Source organism: Sphingobacterium hotanense (genome assembly GCF_008274825.1).
Lineage (GTDB): Bacteria > Bacteroidota > Bacteroidia > Sphingobacteriales > Sphingobacteriaceae > Sphingobacterium > Sphingobacterium hotanense.
The window spans coordinates 2505357-2521627 of the sequence record NZ_CP030848.1; the positions used below are offsets into that span (position 1 = coordinate 2505357).

A 16271-nucleotide genomic window follows, 5' to 3' on the forward strand; every position below is an offset into this window, starting at 1 on the left:
CAGCCTTGAAATCATGTTTGTATTTTCGAAAAAATCACAGTTACCTTTCCTTGCCCTTACCTTAGCTGCTTATAATAGCGTCGCACAAACAACCACTCCGGATACCAGCTTATCCGAAATAGCGCCTATTGAGATTAAAGCGCATTTCAATTCCCAAGCGATGCTTGATCTAACGAGCTCAGCAAGGGTGGTCAGCAAACGCCTCCTTGAATCTCAAAATACGAATACCATACTGAGTGCAGTGAACAGCACCCCAGGGGTACGTATGGAAGAACGATCTCCGGGAAGCTATCGCTTAGCGCTTCGTGGCAGCATGATTCGCTCACCGTTTGGAGTAAGAAACACCAAGGTATATTTGGACGAAATCCCTTTTACAGATGCCAGCGGAAATACTTACTTAAATATTGTCGATCCGGTAGGGATCAATCATATCCAGATAATAAAGGGTCCCGATGGATCCCTGTATGGCCCAAATACCGGTGGTGTACTTCGGATTATTCCAAACGGATTAGCGCCTCAAAAATCAAACGACAAATCCCTGCTTCTTAGCGCTGGCTCTTACGGACTATTTCAGCAACAATTAAATATAAAGCAGCAGGTTAACGAAAAATACAGCTTCGCTTTTAGCCAAGCCTTTACCCGTTCTGATGGCTATCGAACCCAAAGTGGAATGAATAAAAAATTCTTCCAGACCGCGCATCAATGGAACTACAACGAGAAAGGCCAGCTTAAGTTTTTAGGCCTTTATGCCGATCTTGGCTACGAAACACCGGGTGGATTAACGGAAGCACAATATTTGGAGGATCCAAGGCAGGCTAGACCAGCGGGGGGACCATTTCCAAGTGCTGTGGACCAAAAAGCAGCCATTTACAATAAAACTACAATTGGTGGAATTACACATAGCTATCAATTCAATAAAAACTTACGGCATGTAATTGCCTTATTTGGAAGCTACACAGATTTCAAAAATCCTTTCGTGACGAACTACGAAACACGTATTGAAAAGAATCTTGGCATCCGAACATACTTCTCCTACGAGGACCATGACATCGAAAACTTGCAGTGGGAAATGCAATTGGGAGCGGAAGGACAAAAAGGCTGGTACGACATCAAGAACTACGAAAACCATTTCGGTGAAAAGGGAACCTTAAACTATGACGACCACTTAGAAAATTTCCAGCATTTTTATTTCTACCGTCTAAGAGCGAAAATTGCTCAACGATTCATCGCCGAGGGATCCATAGGCTTGAACCTAAATAATATTGATTTTAAACAACAAGCGCTAAATGCGAGTGCAATTCAGGGGTCTAAAGGCTTCAAAAATAGCTGGATGCCGAGGCTAGGACTCTCCTATTTAATTTTACCAGAATTCGCCCTGCGTGCATCCATATCAAAGGGCTATTCAACGCCGACCATATCGGAGGTTAGATCTTCTGACAATCAAATCAACCAGAACCTTAACCCCGAAGATGGAGTCAACTACGAAGGGGGAATCCGTTATGAAACGAAAAACCGTCGCTTTATTGCTGATCTAGCTGCTTATCAGTTCAACATGAAAAATGGAATCATTAGGCAGTTGAATGCAGAAGGAGCCGAATATTTTACGAACGCAGGAGCAATGACGCAGAAAGGTGTGGAAGCGAGTGTTTTGGGACAAATCATCAGCCCCGATCAAAACTTCTTTGTGCGCAGTCTGATATTATCGTCCAATCTCACCTTCCAGGATTATCAGTTTAGAGATTACAAAGTAGATGATAAGGACTATTCAGGCAATGCAGTAACATCTATTCCCAAGTGGATTTGGGTAAACACCCTAGCATTAGAACTACCTAAAAGATTTGAAATCAACATATTTCATAACCACACCTCATCAATTCCTTTAAACGACGCGAACAGCTTCTATGCTAAGAAATATCATCTCGTACAGGCGAAGTTAGCATGGACAACCGGCTTGATGAGCAGATATAAACTGCAGTTATTTGTCGGTGTAGATAACCTGTTGAATGAAAAATACAGCTTAGGGAATGACATAAATGCAATGGGAAATCGTTTTTATAATGCTGCAGCCGATCGGAATTACTATGGCGGAATCAAGCTTATGATGTAAACTCGTTAAAAAATAATAGCACAAAATGCTAAACTCTTTTCGCCAACATATTCAAAAATATCAAAAGATAAGCGACGAACAATTCGAAGCGATCCTATCATATTTTGAAGTCCATTCACTCAAGAAGAAAGAGATGATTCAAGAGGTGGGACAAACGCAGCTTTACAATTATTTCGTGCTTGATGGTTGCCTTCGCATGTACACCTTGCACGAAAAAGGGCAAGAAATCACGACAGACTTTGCCTTGGAATCATGGTGGCTCTGTGATCAGAAAGCATATCTAGGAAAGATAGAAACAGACTGTTATATTCAAGCAGTAGAAAACAGTAGAATATTAAGAATTAGTAGAGATAAAGAGCAATTATTAATTAAAGAACAGCCTTATATGCAAATACACTTCCTTCAGATCTATCAGAAAGCTTTTGCTGCAGCGCAGTTCAGAAACAAACTATTTAAACTGTACTCCAAGGAAGAAATATTCATACAATTCAATAATAATTTCCCTGATTTTGTACAGCGCGTACCACAATATCTCATCGCTTCCTATTTAGGTCTTACCCCAGAATACCTGAGCGAAATTCGAAAAAAGATATTTTCTTAAACTAGCTTAAGATTTTCTTGTTTTCGACTTTGCAACTTTGCAATATCAAAAACAAGAACAATATGAAAGCAAGAATGAACATCGCTGAATTGGAACCTAGCGGTTACAAACGCGTCCTTACATTAGAAAATTATATACAGGCTTCTGATCTGGATAAAACCCATCTCGAACTGATCAAAATCCGCGCCTCTCAGATCAATGGTTGTGCGTTTTGTATCAATATGCATACGAAGGACGCCATGGCACAGGGAGAAACAGCTCAGCGTATCTTCCTACTTAATGCTTGGCGAGAAACGAATATATTTACTCCGGAAGAGCGCACGATACTCGCAATGACCGAAGAGGTGACCAAAATCCATGAAGCTGGATTAACAGAAGACACCTATCAAGCTGCTAAAACACTATTTAACGAAAACTATATCGCGCAAATTATCTTAGCGATCGCCACCATCAATGTCTGGAATCGAATTGCCATTACGAGCCACACGCAACCGGAATTGTAGTAGACAAGTTTTAGTTAGATCCCTTTTAAAGCCCTTTCAAACCCAATGATCAACCCTTTCAAACCCAATTCGAAGCGGCTGAACATTGGGTTTGAATCGGCTTTTGTGAGGTTATGAGCAGACGCTGATATGACGACACTTCATAACGGCCGAGGATAAGGAAGAATGTTTTTTTTGAAATTGTTCATTTTCTTAAGCTATCGAGAAATTTGATCCACCTTGTTGTTTCTATGTACACTTGAGTTTTTTAAGGCATATTCCGTAAATTAGTGTATACCAACAGTAAACGACATGAAGACAATCACAAGAATATGGCATGGTATAACACGGAAAGAAGACGCTGATATCTACCTAAATTACTTAACCAGCACGGGCATGAAGGATTACCGCAGCACGAAAGGAAACCTTTCTGCAAAAGTCCTACGTCGAATCGATCATGACATCTGCCATTTTATGACCGTTACGGAATGGGAATCCACAAGCAGCATACAAGAGTTTGCCGGAGAACATTTTCAACGCGCTAGATATTATCCGGAAGACAAAAAGTATCTTTTAGAATTTGAGGAATTCGTAACACACTTCGAGACCTACGATTTCGAATAATGCTGGTTTTTGTTTGTCGGGATGCTGAATGAAAAAGTGCTACCGACCCCTACGCTACTTTCTACGGCAATACTTCCGCCTTGATTCTCGATAAAATCCTTGGCAATGGAAAGTCCCAATCCCGTGCCGGAGCGCATAGATCCAGGTATTTGAAAATAGCGATCAAAGATGCGATCCTTATAGCTGCTGTCAATTCCTTTTCCATGATCTTGCACCGAAAAGACTAATTTGGCGTCTTTCTTTGCCAGTGAAACGATGATTTTACTGTGCTCTGCTGAATAACGTATTGCATTCGTAATAAAGTTTGTGAGAACCCAAGCAGTCTTTTCCTCATCGATATAGACCTCCGGGAGATCTTCATCCAGTTCCGTTACGAGCTCGATATGTTTTTGTTCGGCTTGCAATCGGGTAGCCTGAAGTGCGTAAGTAATAACAGGCATTGGGTTGCACCATTGCGCAAAGAGCTTAATATTCCCAGTCTCTACTTGCGACATATTGAGCAGCTCGGAAGTAATTCGCAGCAACCGTTCGCTATCATCTTTTATTCCTTCCATTAACTTTCGTTGATTTTCACTTAGCTCGCCCGTCTTTGGGTGGTTCAATAATTCCAGGCCCATTTGTATAGATGCTATAGGGGTCTTCAACTCATGTGATACGGTGGCAATAAAGTTTGTTTTAGCGACATCGAGTTCCTTAAAGCTGGTAATATTTTTCAGAATAATCACCTCCCCTACATGTTGTAACGCCTGTTCTCCTGTTGGCACAATTTCGATAGCATAAACCTGCTTCTCAAAATAACTTTCTTTATTATCTACAAATATGTTTAATGTATTATCTTCTAAGGCATGTACTTGTCGCTCAGGGGTCTTTTCCGGAATTTCAACAATCCTTGCAATCAGGTCGCTTGCATTAGCGAGCTCCTGAAGCGGCTTCAGCTTGACTTCTTCCCTGCTAAGACCGATGAGCTGTAGCGCCTCATCGTTGATGAACAGAATTTCCTTTTTGTCATTCAATCCGATCACAGGATCATGCATGCTATTCACCAAGGCCTCTACCCTCTTCTTTTCTTGTAAGATGTGATCTAATTTGCTATTTGAATATTCCTGCAAGCGTTCAGCCATGCTGTTAAAGGAATTTGCCAGGTCGACAAATTCTGAGTCCCCTTTGAAGTAAAGGCGTTGTGCGTAATTCTGTTTCGCGATCTCTCGAATGCTGTTGGTTAGTTTTTTGATAGGATCGGCGATATTGCTTGGCAGATTGACCCACAATACGAAGGCAATCAGAAAGCTTAACGCTCCGAGTATGGATATCAGCAAAAAAGCCTCATTAGCGAGCAATTTTGTATGATCGTTCTTTTTAACGATAGCTGCCATATTCACGTTCATGAGGTTGACGAGCTCTTCCCTAAGTTCGCTAGCATGCTGTGGGTCGGATGGATTGTCTAACAACCTATTCAGTTTCAATTCTAAATTTGTCGTAATTTCCTTCTCGCTCAATTCCGTGACGTTTTTCTTTTGTTTTGCTAAATTGCTACGTAGCGTTGCTAGTGCGACTGTATCACCAGCGCTATATTGATCCGACGCACCCAACATATTCCTTGCATATTCTACCGACAGATAATTTGCTGCCAATACATTATCGGCTTCCCGTTTCAAAGAACTAACATACCAGGTACTTGCAAACGCAAGCAACAGGATCATTAAAAACAATAACCCTATGCCTATATTCAATTTTGTTTTGATTTTCATGAGAGTATAATTAAATCGACTTCAATAGGTTCTAGTTTTTTCAGTAGTTTTCTAAATAAACCCATCGTCCATAAAATTCTAAAAAACGACCAATGCGGCCGGCCAATACAAAGTGTCGTGATCTGCATTTGCAATACTTGCTCGACGATATGGCTCGGAACATCCGTTCCTTTAATTTGTATCACCTGTCCCCCTAATTCCGTGGCCAATTTAAAATTATTAATTAGAAAACGTTGTTTATCCAGCGCGATTTTATCACTGCTCTCCTTCGCGGTCTGCACGTAAAGGACAAACCATTCAGCATGATAATAACTCGCTAGCCTGGAGGTTCTCCTGATGAGGTTTCTTGCGCGCCTTTCATCTGTACTGACGCAGACCATGAAGCGCTCTAAACGTCTCTTTTTCGCTCCAACATGGTAACGTTCATGCTTTTTGATGGCGTGGCTTGCAACTTCCTTCACAGCCAATTCACGAAGCAAATCCAGATGCTCTGCTTGGAAGAAATTGCTCAATGCGGTTTGAATCTTGTCTACATGATATATCTTACCTTCCTTTAAGCGCGCAATCAGGTCTTCCACACTAATATCGATTAGCACCAACTCATCCGCCATATCGAACACTTTGTCTGGCACTCGCTCTTTTACTTCCATTTTTAGATAGGCAGATAGCTCAACCTGTAAACTTTCCATATGTTGTATGTTGATGGCAGAGATGACATTGATTCCAGCCTCTAGGAGTTCAATAACGTCCTGCCAGCGTTTTTCATTTTTACTTCCGGGAATATTGCTATGTGCTAATTCATCAACGATTACGACTTCTGGTTTAAGCTTCAGTATTAAATCCACATCCATCTCTTCCAGTTCGTTTCCTTTGTAATATAGTTTCCTTCGCGGAAGAACGGGAAGTCCCGTGACCAAAGCGTCAGTTTCCGCCCGACCATGGGTTTCAATGAACCCGATTTTTACTGGAATACCATTACGCAACAGATTATGTGCTTCCTGCAACATGCGGTAGGATTTTCCCACGCCCGCACTCATGCCAAGGTAGATCTTAAACTTCCCGCGTCGCGCCTGCTTTAGCAGGTTCAGGAAATATTCGGCGGATTTACGTTGTTCTTCCATGTTATTTAGATGATTCTAAAATCGCCAGCATAAGGCCGTGGTCAAGTTCCCATTTGCCGATTTATACTGATCTGCTTTATGCTTAAATATCTCAGCGTCACTGTGCAGATAGCGAAATTCCGTGCGCCAAAATAAGCCATCGAACAAATGAAGATCGAACCCTGAGGAAATGCCCACAATTTCTGATGGTTTAGATTCTAAGCTACCGAATAGTATAGCATCAGCATCGTTAAAATACTCCACACGGGCATTTATATTAAAGTTTTCTAATAATTTATACCGAGCCTGCAATCCGACCGTCCAATAATTCGCCACATCGTCGTCATTAGATTGATGCTGTATATCATAATCAAATAGTCCTAAAAAGCTAAGGCGGTCTGTAGCATCCACTTGTATAAAGAAATCGTGGAATATGCGTAGGCTATCCAGGCCTTCATCGCCTATATATGAGCTACTATTCAACAATAGACGCTCGGAAGGTTTATATTGAACCTGATGGCCAAGGGACAAACCTTGACTTGATTCGGGCAGTTGAATCCTTTGCCAACCATTGAGCGCCAAAATAGCGAGGCTCCACTTTTCGTTCGGAGTTTGATAGCTCAACTTAGCCCCCGTTTCAAAATATGGTGAGTTCTCGGCCGAGATGCTGCGTGTCAAACTAATATTATCTATACCTATAGCACTTTCCGGACCGATATGTGAAGGCATAATACCGGCGTCAATCCAGAAATTAGATTTCGGACTTAACTTATACCCCACATTAGCCTCATAAATCATTTTATATACTCCATGCTCAGCGGAGTAATTCGCATTCATATAGGAGCCAGTAGCCAAAGCTACCTGACTACGAACGCGCTCGCTCTGGTAAGTTGCCCGCAACATAGCAAGATTGACCGATACCTCATCACTTCGGTTATGCGAATAGATGAAGTCAGCCTTCTCATGATTTGATGGCTTCTGGAAATCGTATGTATAGTAGGCCTCCAGGTAACCATTAATACGCAGCTTGTTTTGCAAACTGTCTTTATTCTCTTGGGCATATAAGGCTGTAGCGCTGAAACAACACAGCCCAGCGAGCCAACCTTTAATTTCCATGGTTCCCTCCTAACTTATTATTCATATCATCTAATGCCAAATTGAGTTTCAGGACGTGGATAGTTTCGGGACCAAATAATCCCCATAGTGCCTTTTCCTTAATTTCAGCTACTAGATTATTTACCTGAGGGACGGATAGACCTCGCAATTCCGCAACCCGAGCTGCTTGTACATATGCTGCCTGCACAGATATATGCGGATCTAATCCACTTCCGCTCGCAGTTACGAGGTCTACAGGTACTTGCGCACGCCGAACAGTAGGGTTCTTTTGAAGAAATGTGTCTATGCGTGCTGCAACCTCATCTAAATAAGCTTCGTTGGAAGGACCTTTATTGCTGCCTCCGGATCCTGCTGCATTATAATCCACCGCAGAGGGACGGGATTGAAAATAATGGTCCCCTTCGAAGGCTTGCCCAATGTGATAGTAATACGACTTTCCCGCTACTTCAATCATTTTTCCTTTCCCTTTGGAAGCTTGGGTTTGCGCTAGCGCCCATATGATAAATGGATAAAGCACAGCGAACACAAATAGACAGATGATACTCAGTCGGATAGCAATTGTTATGTTGGATTTCATGATGTTTGGATTAAAAAATAAAGGATAAAATCAAATCAATCAATTTGATACCTATAAATGGCGCGATGAGTCCTCCGAAACCATAAATAACGATATTTCGGCGTAGCAGTGCGGAGGCACCAATGGGTTTGTAAGGAACGCCTTTCAAGGCTAATGGAATTAACAGGGGAATCAAGATCGCATTGAAGATAATCGCAGAAAGTATTGCTGACTCGGGGCTTTTTAAATGCATGATGTTGAGGGGCTCGAGCGCGGGAATTGCCAGGATAAACAGTGCCGGAATTATGGCAAAATACTTAGCAACATCGTTAGCAATACTGAAGGTCGTCAATGTCCCGCGAGTCATTAGTAATTGCTTTCCTATTTCGACGATTTCAATCAACTTAGTGGGATCATTGTCCAAATCGACCATATTACCAGCTTCTTTTGCAGCTTGTGTTCCGCTGTTCATGGCGACACCTACATCGGCTTGCGCTAGAGCAGGTGCGTCGTTCGTGCCGTCCCCCATCATCGCCACCAACTTACCGTCTTGCTGCTCTTTACGGATATAGTTCATCTTATCCTCCGGTTTTGCTTCAGCGATAAAATCGTCCACCCCTGCAGTTTTGGCGATAAATGAGGCTGTTAGGGGGTTATCGCCGGTCACCATCACCGTTTTAATTCCCATTTTGCGAAGTCTTGCAAAACGTTCTTGAATTCCAGGCTTGATGATGTCTTGCAGTTCTACGACTCCTAACACCTGTTCATTATCGCTAACAACCAACGGGGTGCCACCATTGGCTGCGATTAATTTTACCTCCTCTAAAATGTCATTAGGAAAGGAATGCCCTGCATCTTCAACGATCTTTTTGATCGCATCGGTTGCACCCTTGCGAATTCGAGTACTTCCAAAATCAATTCCGGAGCATCGTGTTTCCGCTGTAAACCGAATGGCGGATTCCACCTGCTTAGACGGATTTGAGAGGTCTATACCACCCAATTCAACGATAGATTTCCCTTCGGGTGTTTCATCAAACTTTGAGCTTAAAGCTGCAGCCTTTACCAATCGTTCTTTTGCAACACCCTCCGTCTCCTGAAACCGTGTTGCTTTTCTATTGCCTATGGTGATTGTCCCTGTCTTATCCAATAAAAGGACATCAATATCACCTGCTGTTTCTACAGCTTTCCCCGATTTAGTCAATACGTTTGCACGTAACGCTCTATCCATGCCTGCAATACCTATTGCTGATAAGAGGCCTCCAATCGTCGTTGGTACTAAACAGATAAATAATGAAATAAAGGCAGAGATGCTAATTCCCACATTAGCGTATTGTGCAAAGGGGCTCAACGTTACTACTACTAAAATGAACACTAGGGTAAATCCCGCTAAAAGTATAGTCAGTGCTATTTCGTTTGGTGTTTTCTGGCGTTTAGCGCCTTCCACCAAGGCAATCATCTTGTCCAAGAAACTCTTGCCTGCTTCAGCCGTTACGCTGACAACGATCTCGTCCGACAGCACCTTCGTTCCTCCAGTAACGGAACTACGGTCGCCACCTGCTTCACGAATTACCGGGGCTGACTCGCCTGTAATCGCGCTTTCATCGATGGTTGCCAGACCTTTTATTATTTCACCATCGGTCGGTATGATATCACCAGCAACGCAAATGAAACGATCGCCTTTCTGCAAAGCAGATGAGTTGATTGTCCTGCCATCAACAAGTTTGGCCGGGGTTTCCTCCCTAGTCTTCCGCAAACTGTCCGCTTGTGCTTTCCCTCTGGCTTCCGCCAGCGACTCGGCAAAATTTGCGAACAATAAGGTCAGCAGGAGAATCAAGAACACACTGAAATTATAGAGAAAACTTCCCTGTTCTTGATTTCCGAAAAGAATGAGTAGACAAACAACCGCCATAATGGCTGTAGCAATTTCTACAGTAAACATCACAGGGTTTCTGATCATGCTGCGCGGGTCGAGCTTGACAAACGCTTGCAATAAAGAATCTTTTATTAATCGAGGATCAAAAAATGAATTTTGAGTTTTCATATCAGATCAATTATTTTAAAGTGAAATATTCAGCAATTGGGCCTAAGGTTAGTGCTGGGAAGAATGATAGTGCAGCAACGATAACAATGACTGCGAGAATCATAAATCCGAAAGTAAAGGTGTCGGTTTTTAATGTACCGGAGCTTTCTGGTATATGTCGTTTTGCAGCGAGAATGCCGGCTATTGCAACAGGACCTATGATAGGAAGGAAACGTCCGAATAACAAAACGATACCCGTACTGATGTTCCACCAATAGGTGTTATCTGCTAATCCTTCAAAACCACTACCATTGTTGGCTGCCGCAGAAGTATATTCATAAAGGATTTCTGAGAAACCATGGAAACCCGGGTTATTTGTGGTAGCAACGCCCCATGAAGGGATAGAACTTGTTAAAGCGGTTCCAACGAGAATTAGGAAAGGATGAAGAAGGGCAATGATCATGGCAATTTTCATTTCCTTTGCTTCCACTTTCTTGCCCATAAACTCTGGAGTTCGCCCGACCATCAGTCCACTGATAAAAACTGCGAGTACAATAAATACAAAGAAGTTTAAGATGCCTACGCCACAACCGCCATAGAAGGCATTAATCATCATACCGAGGAGCTCATTCATGCCAGACAGCGCCATACCACTATCATGCATCGAGTTGATTGATCCGGTGGAGATAACCGTAGTAACGATAGACCAGAATCCTGCTGCTACTGCACCTATGCGTACTTCCTTGCCCTCCATTGCACCATTATCCATGTTGATGCCCATCGCTGCAATAGCAGGATTACCTGCCTGTTCCATTTGGACATTTGGTATCACTAGACATATAAACCCAAACGTCATGACTGCGAATATCACCCAGGCGAACTTTTTCCTTCGTATATAATAACCAAAAGCAAAGATCATGGCGATCGGAATAATAAACTGTGCTACCATCTCGGTCATATTGCTCAAAAAACTGGGGTTTTCTAAAGGGTGGTTGGAATTGGCTCCAAAGAAACCGCCACCATTTGTACCAACGTGCTTTATGGCGACAAATGCAGCTACAGGCCCAGTCGATATGATAATACTATCTCCTGTAAGTCCGATCATCTGATCCTTTCCCTGATAGGTCATTGGAGTTCCCTGATACAGGAGAATAGTCGCAACCAACAAGGAGATGGGCAACAGTATTCGTGTACAGGATTTTACAAATAGTTGGTAGAAGTTACCCAATGTATCCGTCTGCTTTTCTCGAAATGCTTTAAAGAGCATCGCCGCCGCAGCCATCCCCACTCCAGCACTTACGAACTGCAAGAACATCAACATACCCTGAGACAGGTAGCTGACACCGCTTTCGCCGGAGTAATGTTGTAAATTACAATTCACGACAAAAGAAATTGCGGTGTTAAAGGCTAAGTCAGGACGCATACCGGGGTTGTTATCCGGATTCAAGGGCAATAGATGCTGTAACATCAATACGGCCATCGTTAAAAACAACCAAAACAGGTTGATAATCAGTAAGGAACCCAGGTTCTCTTTCCATGTCATTTCACGATTCGGATCGATTCCGGAGAATTTATAGATTAGCCGATCTATTGGTCCAAAGACAGGGTCTAAAAAGGTACGTTCTGAAAGGTATACTTTTGCTATGTATCGTCCTAAAGGAATTCCTAAGAGCACCGTAATTAGGAACATGAAGATGACAGCAATAATTTCTGTGTTCATCATAATTAGTTTTAAAATTTTTCCGGATAGATCAGCACATACACGATGTACAGAAATACCATAATCGATATAATTAATAAGCTGATCATGTTAGTTCTCTAAGATGGTTTTCATATATATTGGTCGAAGTTCTTTGGGCAAGAAGTCTATATGCAAACGCAGACTTGCGGGAGATTCACAATGGGATATCCGTTCCAGGAACTCATTCTCTATAGCGTTCCTTTCATGCAAGGAACCGTTATAATATAAGATTCCAATAATATTGATGGCTTCTTTTGCCAGTCCTTGTTCTTCATTGTTCCCATTTAAACAACGAATACAATAATCTGCCACATTTTGTAATACCGTATATTCAGTTACATTCTGTTCAGCGGGCACACATTCCGGAAACCATTCATGGATACTGCTAATGATTTTATTTTTCATGGCCTTAGATTTTGTCGAAAAAATTGATCGATTTGTAGAATATTAGAAAGCATAGTGTACAGACTATGATTAAGATTACAGTTACCATAATTGCGCGTTAAAGGGTTGATTCAATAGAAAAGCATTTATGCTTATTCCGATGTTACCAAGTGTTTTCATCTCTTTTGTTTTCCGAGGGATGCCAAAAGAGATACCACGAGAACGACCAGACATATAAGAGACTAACCAATAGCACTTTAAGAAAAACCATAAAAAACAGCGCATAAAAAAAGCCTATCAAAATGATAGGCTCCTTCTCAATATGAAAGGCTTTTAGAGTTTGTACTCTTCGATTTTCCGGTACAGTGTGGCTATTCCAATTCCCAACAAACGGGCTGCTTCTGCTTTGTTATTGTGTGTATGATGAAGAACGCGCTGTATATGTTCCTTTTCTACATCGTGTAAAGCGAAGGAACTGGAAGAATGACTTTTCGGCTTCTCTACCTGTATATCATACGGAAGGCTATTTAGCCCAAGCCTATCGCCGTCCATTAAGATGAGGCTACGCTCGACTACATTCTTTAACTCTCGGATATTTCCCCTCCAATGATGGTTCTTCATCGCATCGATATATGCGCTATCAACTTGGGGGATTTTCATATTCATTTTGCTTGAACATATTCCGACAAAAAACTCGATGAGCATAGGAATATCGGATGGTCGATCCTTTAAAGCCGGCAAATGAATATTGAATACGGAGAGTCTATAAAATAAATCGGCACGAAAAAGACCCTCTTCGGCTTCTTTTTCTAGATCTCTGTTAGTGGCTGCTATTACGCGTACATTTACCTTTGTTGGCTTACTTTCTCCCACTTTTATGAACTCTCCCGTTTCTAAAACCCGCAGGATTTTCGCCTGCAGCTCTAGCGGCATCTCTCCAATTTCGTCTAGAAATATAGTTCCTAAATTCGCTTCCTCAAATAATCCTGCCTTATCCTTCATCGCTCCCGTAAATGAGCCGGCGATATGTCCGAAAAGCTCGCTTTCTAACAAATCCTTACTAAATGCAGAGCAGTTGATTGCGACAAATGACTTCGCACTTCGTTTACTAGCGTAATGAATCGCTTGTGCAAATACTTCTTTCCCCGTTCCCGTTTCGCCCAATAAGAGCACGGTACTATCCGTTGGTGCTACGCGCTCGGCTAGATTGATCGCATTTTTGAGCTCTCTGGACTGCCCAATGATTTGATCGAAAGAATATTTCTTCCCTACTTGAGCCTCAAGCTTAGCAATTCGCTTTGCCATTTTTACTTTCTCGAATGCTTTATATAACAAGGGGATAATCTTATTGTTATCATCGCCTTTCGTCATATAATCGAAGGCACCATTTTTTATAGCCTGTACGCCATCGCTTATCTGCCCATAGGCGGTCATCAGGATAACTTCCGTCAAAGGTTGCTGCTTTTTTATTTCGAGAACGAAGTCAACACCATTTCCGTCGGGGAGTTTGACATCCGAGATAACGACATCAAATTCACGTTGTTTAAGTTGCTGTAATCCAATTTTTAAATCGGCTGCTTGTTGAATTTCTAAATCCTCCCATTCCAGTTCGATTATTCGGGCAAGTAACTGACGAAGTTTATCTTCATCATCGATAATTAACATACGGTTCTGCATAGGGCATCTCGGCTTTTCCAAGCTAAATTAGAAAATTAGGCTAGGATTAAAATTTAAAAAAGGAACATTCCAGATTCTTTTCAGAATCTTTTAACTTAATTGTATTTTTAATGCACATGAAGATACTAATTATAGAAGACGAACTAGCTCTGTTACAAACTGTTGAAGAATTTTTAAAAAGTGAAAACTTTCTGACGGAAACGGCACATGATTTTCATGCAGGGTTAGAAAAGGCGTTGACGTATGATTATGATTGTATATTGTTGGACATTATGCTCCCCGGCGGGTCTGGTTTAGATATATTGATGGCGCTAAAAGAGCAACATAAAAAACAACCGGTGTTGATTTTATCCGCTAAGGACTCTGTTGAAGATAAAGTATTAGGTTTAGAGATTGGTGCGGATGACTATCTTGCGAAACCCTTCCATCTAGCAGAATTATTGGCTAGAGTAAAATCTATTATCCGCAGAAATGCCCGAGACGGTGAGAAACTACTGCAATATAAGAATGTGACGGTAGACCCCGATAACCGTCAAGTTATGGTTGATGGAAAGGAAATGGTCTTGAACCGTAAAGAATATGATCTATTTTATTATTTCATCCTACGTCCGAACAAATTGATGGAGAAGACGAGTCTTATCGAATCAGTTTGGGGCGATAGTTCAGATCAAGCGGATAGTTTAGATTTTATCTATTCCCAAATCAAGAATATTCGTAAAAAGCTAAAAGAAGCTCAGGCTGATATGGACCTTCAGGCTGTATACGGTGTGGGCTATAAACTTGTTTAGATGTCAGTATCGATAAAATATTATACAAATCGATTTCTAGTGATCACGATCTTGATCATTATCGCGGTGTGGGCCTTGCTGTTTTACGCCTTCATGATGGACGAGGTATATGATAATGTGGATGATGGACTGAAAAACCAAAAAATTGAAATTATACGGGAAGCATTCAAGAATCCTAGTATCCTAGAGGAGAATCGGAATTACGGCATCAATCAGTTTCGGATCCTCCCGACCTCTGATAGTGAAGATTTGGATAAAAATCACTTTTCCAGGGAGTTCATGTATATGCCTTATGACGAGGAAGATGAGCCTTACAGAGTACTTAAAACCGGCTTCTACAGTAAGGATGGGGCTCCATATAGGCTAGAGATTAGGACTTCAACCGTGGAAGAGGATGACTATTCAATTAATTTAGGTATTGCTTTGACGGTTTTGTACTTGGTGATTGTACTGAGCATACTAGTCGTAAACTATTACGTTATGAGTCGCGCATGGAAGCCTTTTCAGGAAATACTGGCCAACTTGAGCCGATATCGCTTTGGACACTCGAAGAGCTTTGAACCGATTCCTACGAAGGTTAAAGAATTTGAAGAACTCAATGGTCAGATTGTCAATATGATCAGTCGCAATGAAGAAGTCTTTGCCGGACAGAAGCGTTTTCTCGAGAATGCCTCGCATGAATTACAAACACCATTAGCCATTACGATCAGCAAATTGGAACTACTGATGCAAGAAGGCGCATTGGATGAAAGTCAGCTCGTGCGTGTGTCAGAAGCTAAACAGTCGCTCCACCGCATGGTCGCATTGAATAAATCCTTATTAATGCTTTCCCGTATCGATAACAACCAATATAGCGAAATGCAGGAAGTGAATTTCAACGAAGTCCTGAGAAACCTGCTTCATGACATGGAAGATATTATAGAATACAAAGGAATTGAAGTGGAGTTAAATGAGCAGGGTAATTTCGAGACGGAATTTAATGCGGATCTAGCACAAATTATGCTCTCGAATTTGATTCGAAATGCGATAAAATACAATAGCTCGCCGGGTAGAATATGGATTCAAATCACTGATTCGACTATAGATATTGCCAATAGCAGCAACAGCGGTGCGCTTAATCCGGCTTACATATTCGAGCGTTTTCATAAAGGCAGTCAGGATAACAATTCGAATGGATTAGGTCTTTCTATAGTTCAGTCGATATTAGAACAACATATGCATATCAAACTTGCGTATCATTACGAAGGATCGCTGCAGCACTTTGTATTGAAGAAACAAAGCTAATACGTTTATTATTTGATTTTTTACAGGACACAGAAGCTTTGTA

15 protein-coding genes are annotated in these 16271 nt (G+C 41.7%); 6 read left to right on the forward strand and 9 right to left on the reverse strand.

All coding sequences use genetic code 11. The features are described 5' to 3' along the window. The first annotated feature begins 13 nt into the window (after positions 1-13). The 4 genes from DSM08_RS10475 (at position 14) to DSM08_RS10490 (ending at position 3814) form a co-directional block, all read left to right on the forward strand. The gene (locus DSM08_RS10475) at positions 14-2107 is read left to right on the forward strand and encodes a TonB-dependent receptor (protein WP_149526104.1); all 2094 of its coding nucleotides are present in this window, start codon (positions 14-16) and stop codon (positions 2105-2107) included. Positions 2108-2132: 25 nt separating this feature from the next. Beyond that, positions 2133-2708, forward strand: a complete 576-nt coding sequence (locus tag DSM08_RS10480; protein ID WP_149526105.1) for a Crp/Fnr family transcriptional regulator — start codon at positions 2133-2135, stop codon at positions 2706-2708. A 62-nt stretch (positions 2709-2770) separates the two neighbouring features. Then, positions 2771-3211 (forward strand): carboxymuconolactone decarboxylase family protein, encoded by a 441-nt coding sequence (locus DSM08_RS10485; RefSeq protein WP_149526106.1) that lies wholly within the window; start codon positions 2771-2773, stop codon positions 3209-3211. A gap of 291 nt (positions 3212-3502) precedes the next feature. Beyond that, positions 3503-3814: an antibiotic biosynthesis monooxygenase gene (locus DSM08_RS10490; RefSeq protein ID WP_149526107.1), complete on the forward strand. Its 312-nt coding sequence runs from the start codon at positions 3503-3505 to the stop codon at positions 3812-3814. Here the strand turns inward: DSM08_RS10490 and DSM08_RS10495 are convergent. From DSM08_RS10495 to DSM08_RS10535, 9 genes are all read right to left on the reverse strand, one after another. Beyond that, positions 3799-5562: an ATP-binding protein gene (locus tag DSM08_RS10495; RefSeq protein WP_149526108.1), complete on the reverse strand. Its 1764-nt coding sequence runs from the start codon at positions 5560-5562 to the stop codon at positions 3799-3801. The two genes, DSM08_RS10490 and DSM08_RS10495, sit on opposite strands and share 16 nt — an antisense overlap. Then, a complete protein-coding gene (locus DSM08_RS10500; protein WP_149526109.1) occupies positions 5559-6683 on the reverse strand; it encodes a sensor protein KdpD in 1125 nt (374 codons plus the stop codon). The genes DSM08_RS10495 and DSM08_RS10500 overlap by 4 nt, the downstream gene beginning before the upstream one ends. Positions 6684-6698: 15 nt before the next feature. Continuing rightward, entirely contained in the window at positions 6699-7778 is a 1080-nt protein-coding gene (locus tag DSM08_RS10505) for a porin (protein WP_149526110.1), read from the reverse strand. Beyond that, complete coding sequence (gene kdpC, locus DSM08_RS10510; protein WP_149526111.1) at positions 7768-8355, reverse strand: potassium-transporting ATPase subunit KdpC; 588 nt, start codon at positions 8353-8355, stop codon at positions 7768-7770. The genes DSM08_RS10505 and kdpC overlap by 11 nt, the downstream gene beginning before the upstream one ends. 10 nt (positions 8356-8365) lie before the next feature. Beyond that, entirely contained in the window at positions 8366-10375 is a 2010-nt protein-coding gene (kdpB, locus tag DSM08_RS10515) for a potassium-transporting ATPase subunit KdpB (protein ID WP_149526112.1), read from the reverse strand. 10 nt (positions 10376-10385) lie between these two features. Beyond that, entirely contained in the window at positions 10386-12074 is a 1689-nt protein-coding gene (gene kdpA / locus DSM08_RS10520) for a potassium-transporting ATPase subunit KdpA (RefSeq protein ID WP_149527704.1), read from the reverse strand. An 11-nt stretch (positions 12075-12085) separates the two neighbouring features. Then, positions 12086-12163 carry a potassium-transporting ATPase subunit F gene (locus DSM08_RS19455; RefSeq protein ID WP_149527705.1) on the reverse strand — a complete coding sequence of 26 codons (78 nt, stop codon included), beginning with the start codon at positions 12161-12163 and terminating at the stop codon, positions 12086-12088. Position 12164: 1 nt separating this feature from the next. Continuing rightward, positions 12165-12500: a DUF7674 family protein gene (locus DSM08_RS10530; protein WP_149526113.1), complete on the reverse strand. Its 336-nt coding sequence runs from the start codon at positions 12498-12500 to the stop codon at positions 12165-12167. Between the two features lie 312 nt (positions 12501-12812). Then, positions 12813-14156, reverse strand: coding sequence for a sigma-54-dependent transcriptional regulator (locus DSM08_RS10535; RefSeq protein ID WP_149526114.1), 1344 nt, complete (start codon positions 14154-14156; stop codon positions 12813-12815). A gap of 116 nt (positions 14157-14272) precedes the next feature. Between DSM08_RS10535 and DSM08_RS10540 the strand changes: the two genes are divergently transcribed. Both DSM08_RS10540 and DSM08_RS10545 read left to right on the forward strand, forming a co-directional pair. Further along, entirely contained in the window at positions 14273-14944 is a 672-nt protein-coding gene (locus DSM08_RS10540) for a response regulator transcription factor (RefSeq protein ID WP_149526115.1), read from the forward strand. Then, positions 14945-16228 carry a sensor histidine kinase gene (locus tag DSM08_RS10545; protein ID WP_149526116.1) on the forward strand — a complete coding sequence of 428 codons (1284 nt, stop codon included), beginning with the start codon at positions 14945-14947 and terminating at the stop codon, positions 16226-16228. Positions 16229-16271 lie beyond the last annotated feature (43 nt).

Excerpts from the sequence above, each read along its gene's own strand:
- DSM08_RS10480 (WP_149526105.1), top strand. The coding sequence starts at position 2,133 with ATGCTAAACTCTTTTCGCCAACATATTCAAAAATATCAAAAGATAAGC.
- DSM08_RS10475 (WP_149526104.1), top strand. The coding sequence starts at position 14 with ATGTTTGTATTTTCGAAAAAATCACAGTTACCTTTCCTTGCCCTTACC.
- DSM08_RS10485 (WP_149526106.1), top strand. The coding sequence starts at position 2,771 with ATGAAAGCAAGAATGAACATCGCTGAATTGGAACCTAGCGGTTACAAA.
- kdpB (WP_149526112.1), bottom strand. The coding sequence starts at position 10,375 with ATGAAAACTCAAAATTCATTTTTTGATCCTCGATTAATAAAAGATTCT.
- DSM08_RS10535 (WP_149526114.1), bottom strand. The coding sequence starts at position 14,156 with ATGCAGAACCGTATGTTAATTATCGATGATGAAGATAAACTTCGTCAG.
- DSM08_RS10505 (WP_149526110.1), bottom strand. The coding sequence starts at position 7,778 with ATGGAAATTAAAGGTTGGCTCGCTGGGCTGTGTTGTTTCAGCGCTACA.
- DSM08_RS10500 (WP_149526109.1), bottom strand. The coding sequence starts at position 6,683 with ATGGAAGAACAACGTAAATCCGCCGAATATTTCCTGAACCTGCTAAAG.
- DSM08_RS10545 (WP_149526116.1), top strand. The coding sequence starts at position 14,945 with ATGTCAGTATCGATAAAATATTATACAAATCGATTTCTAGTGATCACG.
- DSM08_RS10490 (WP_149526107.1), top strand. The coding sequence starts at position 3,503 with ATGAAGACAATCACAAGAATATGGCATGGTATAACACGGAAAGAAGAC.
- kdpA (WP_149527704.1), bottom strand. The coding sequence starts at position 12,074 with ATGAACACAGAAATTATTGCTGTCATCTTCATGTTCCTAATTACGGTG.
- DSM08_RS10530 (WP_149526113.1), bottom strand. The coding sequence starts at position 12,500 with ATGAAAAATAAAATCATTAGCAGTATCCATGAATGGTTTCCGGAATGT.
- DSM08_RS10495 (WP_149526108.1), bottom strand. The coding sequence starts at position 5,562 with ATGAAAATCAAAACAAAATTGAATATAGGCATAGGGTTATTGTTTTTA.
- kdpC (WP_149526111.1), bottom strand. The coding sequence starts at position 8,355 with ATGAAATCCAACATAACAATTGCTATCCGACTGAGTATCATCTGTCTA.
- DSM08_RS19455 (WP_149527705.1), bottom strand. The coding sequence starts at position 12,163 with ATGATCAGCTTATTAATTATATCGATTATGGTATTTCTGTACATCGTG.
- DSM08_RS10540 (WP_149526115.1), top strand. The coding sequence starts at position 14,273 with ATGAAGATACTAATTATAGAAGACGAACTAGCTCTGTTACAAACTGTT.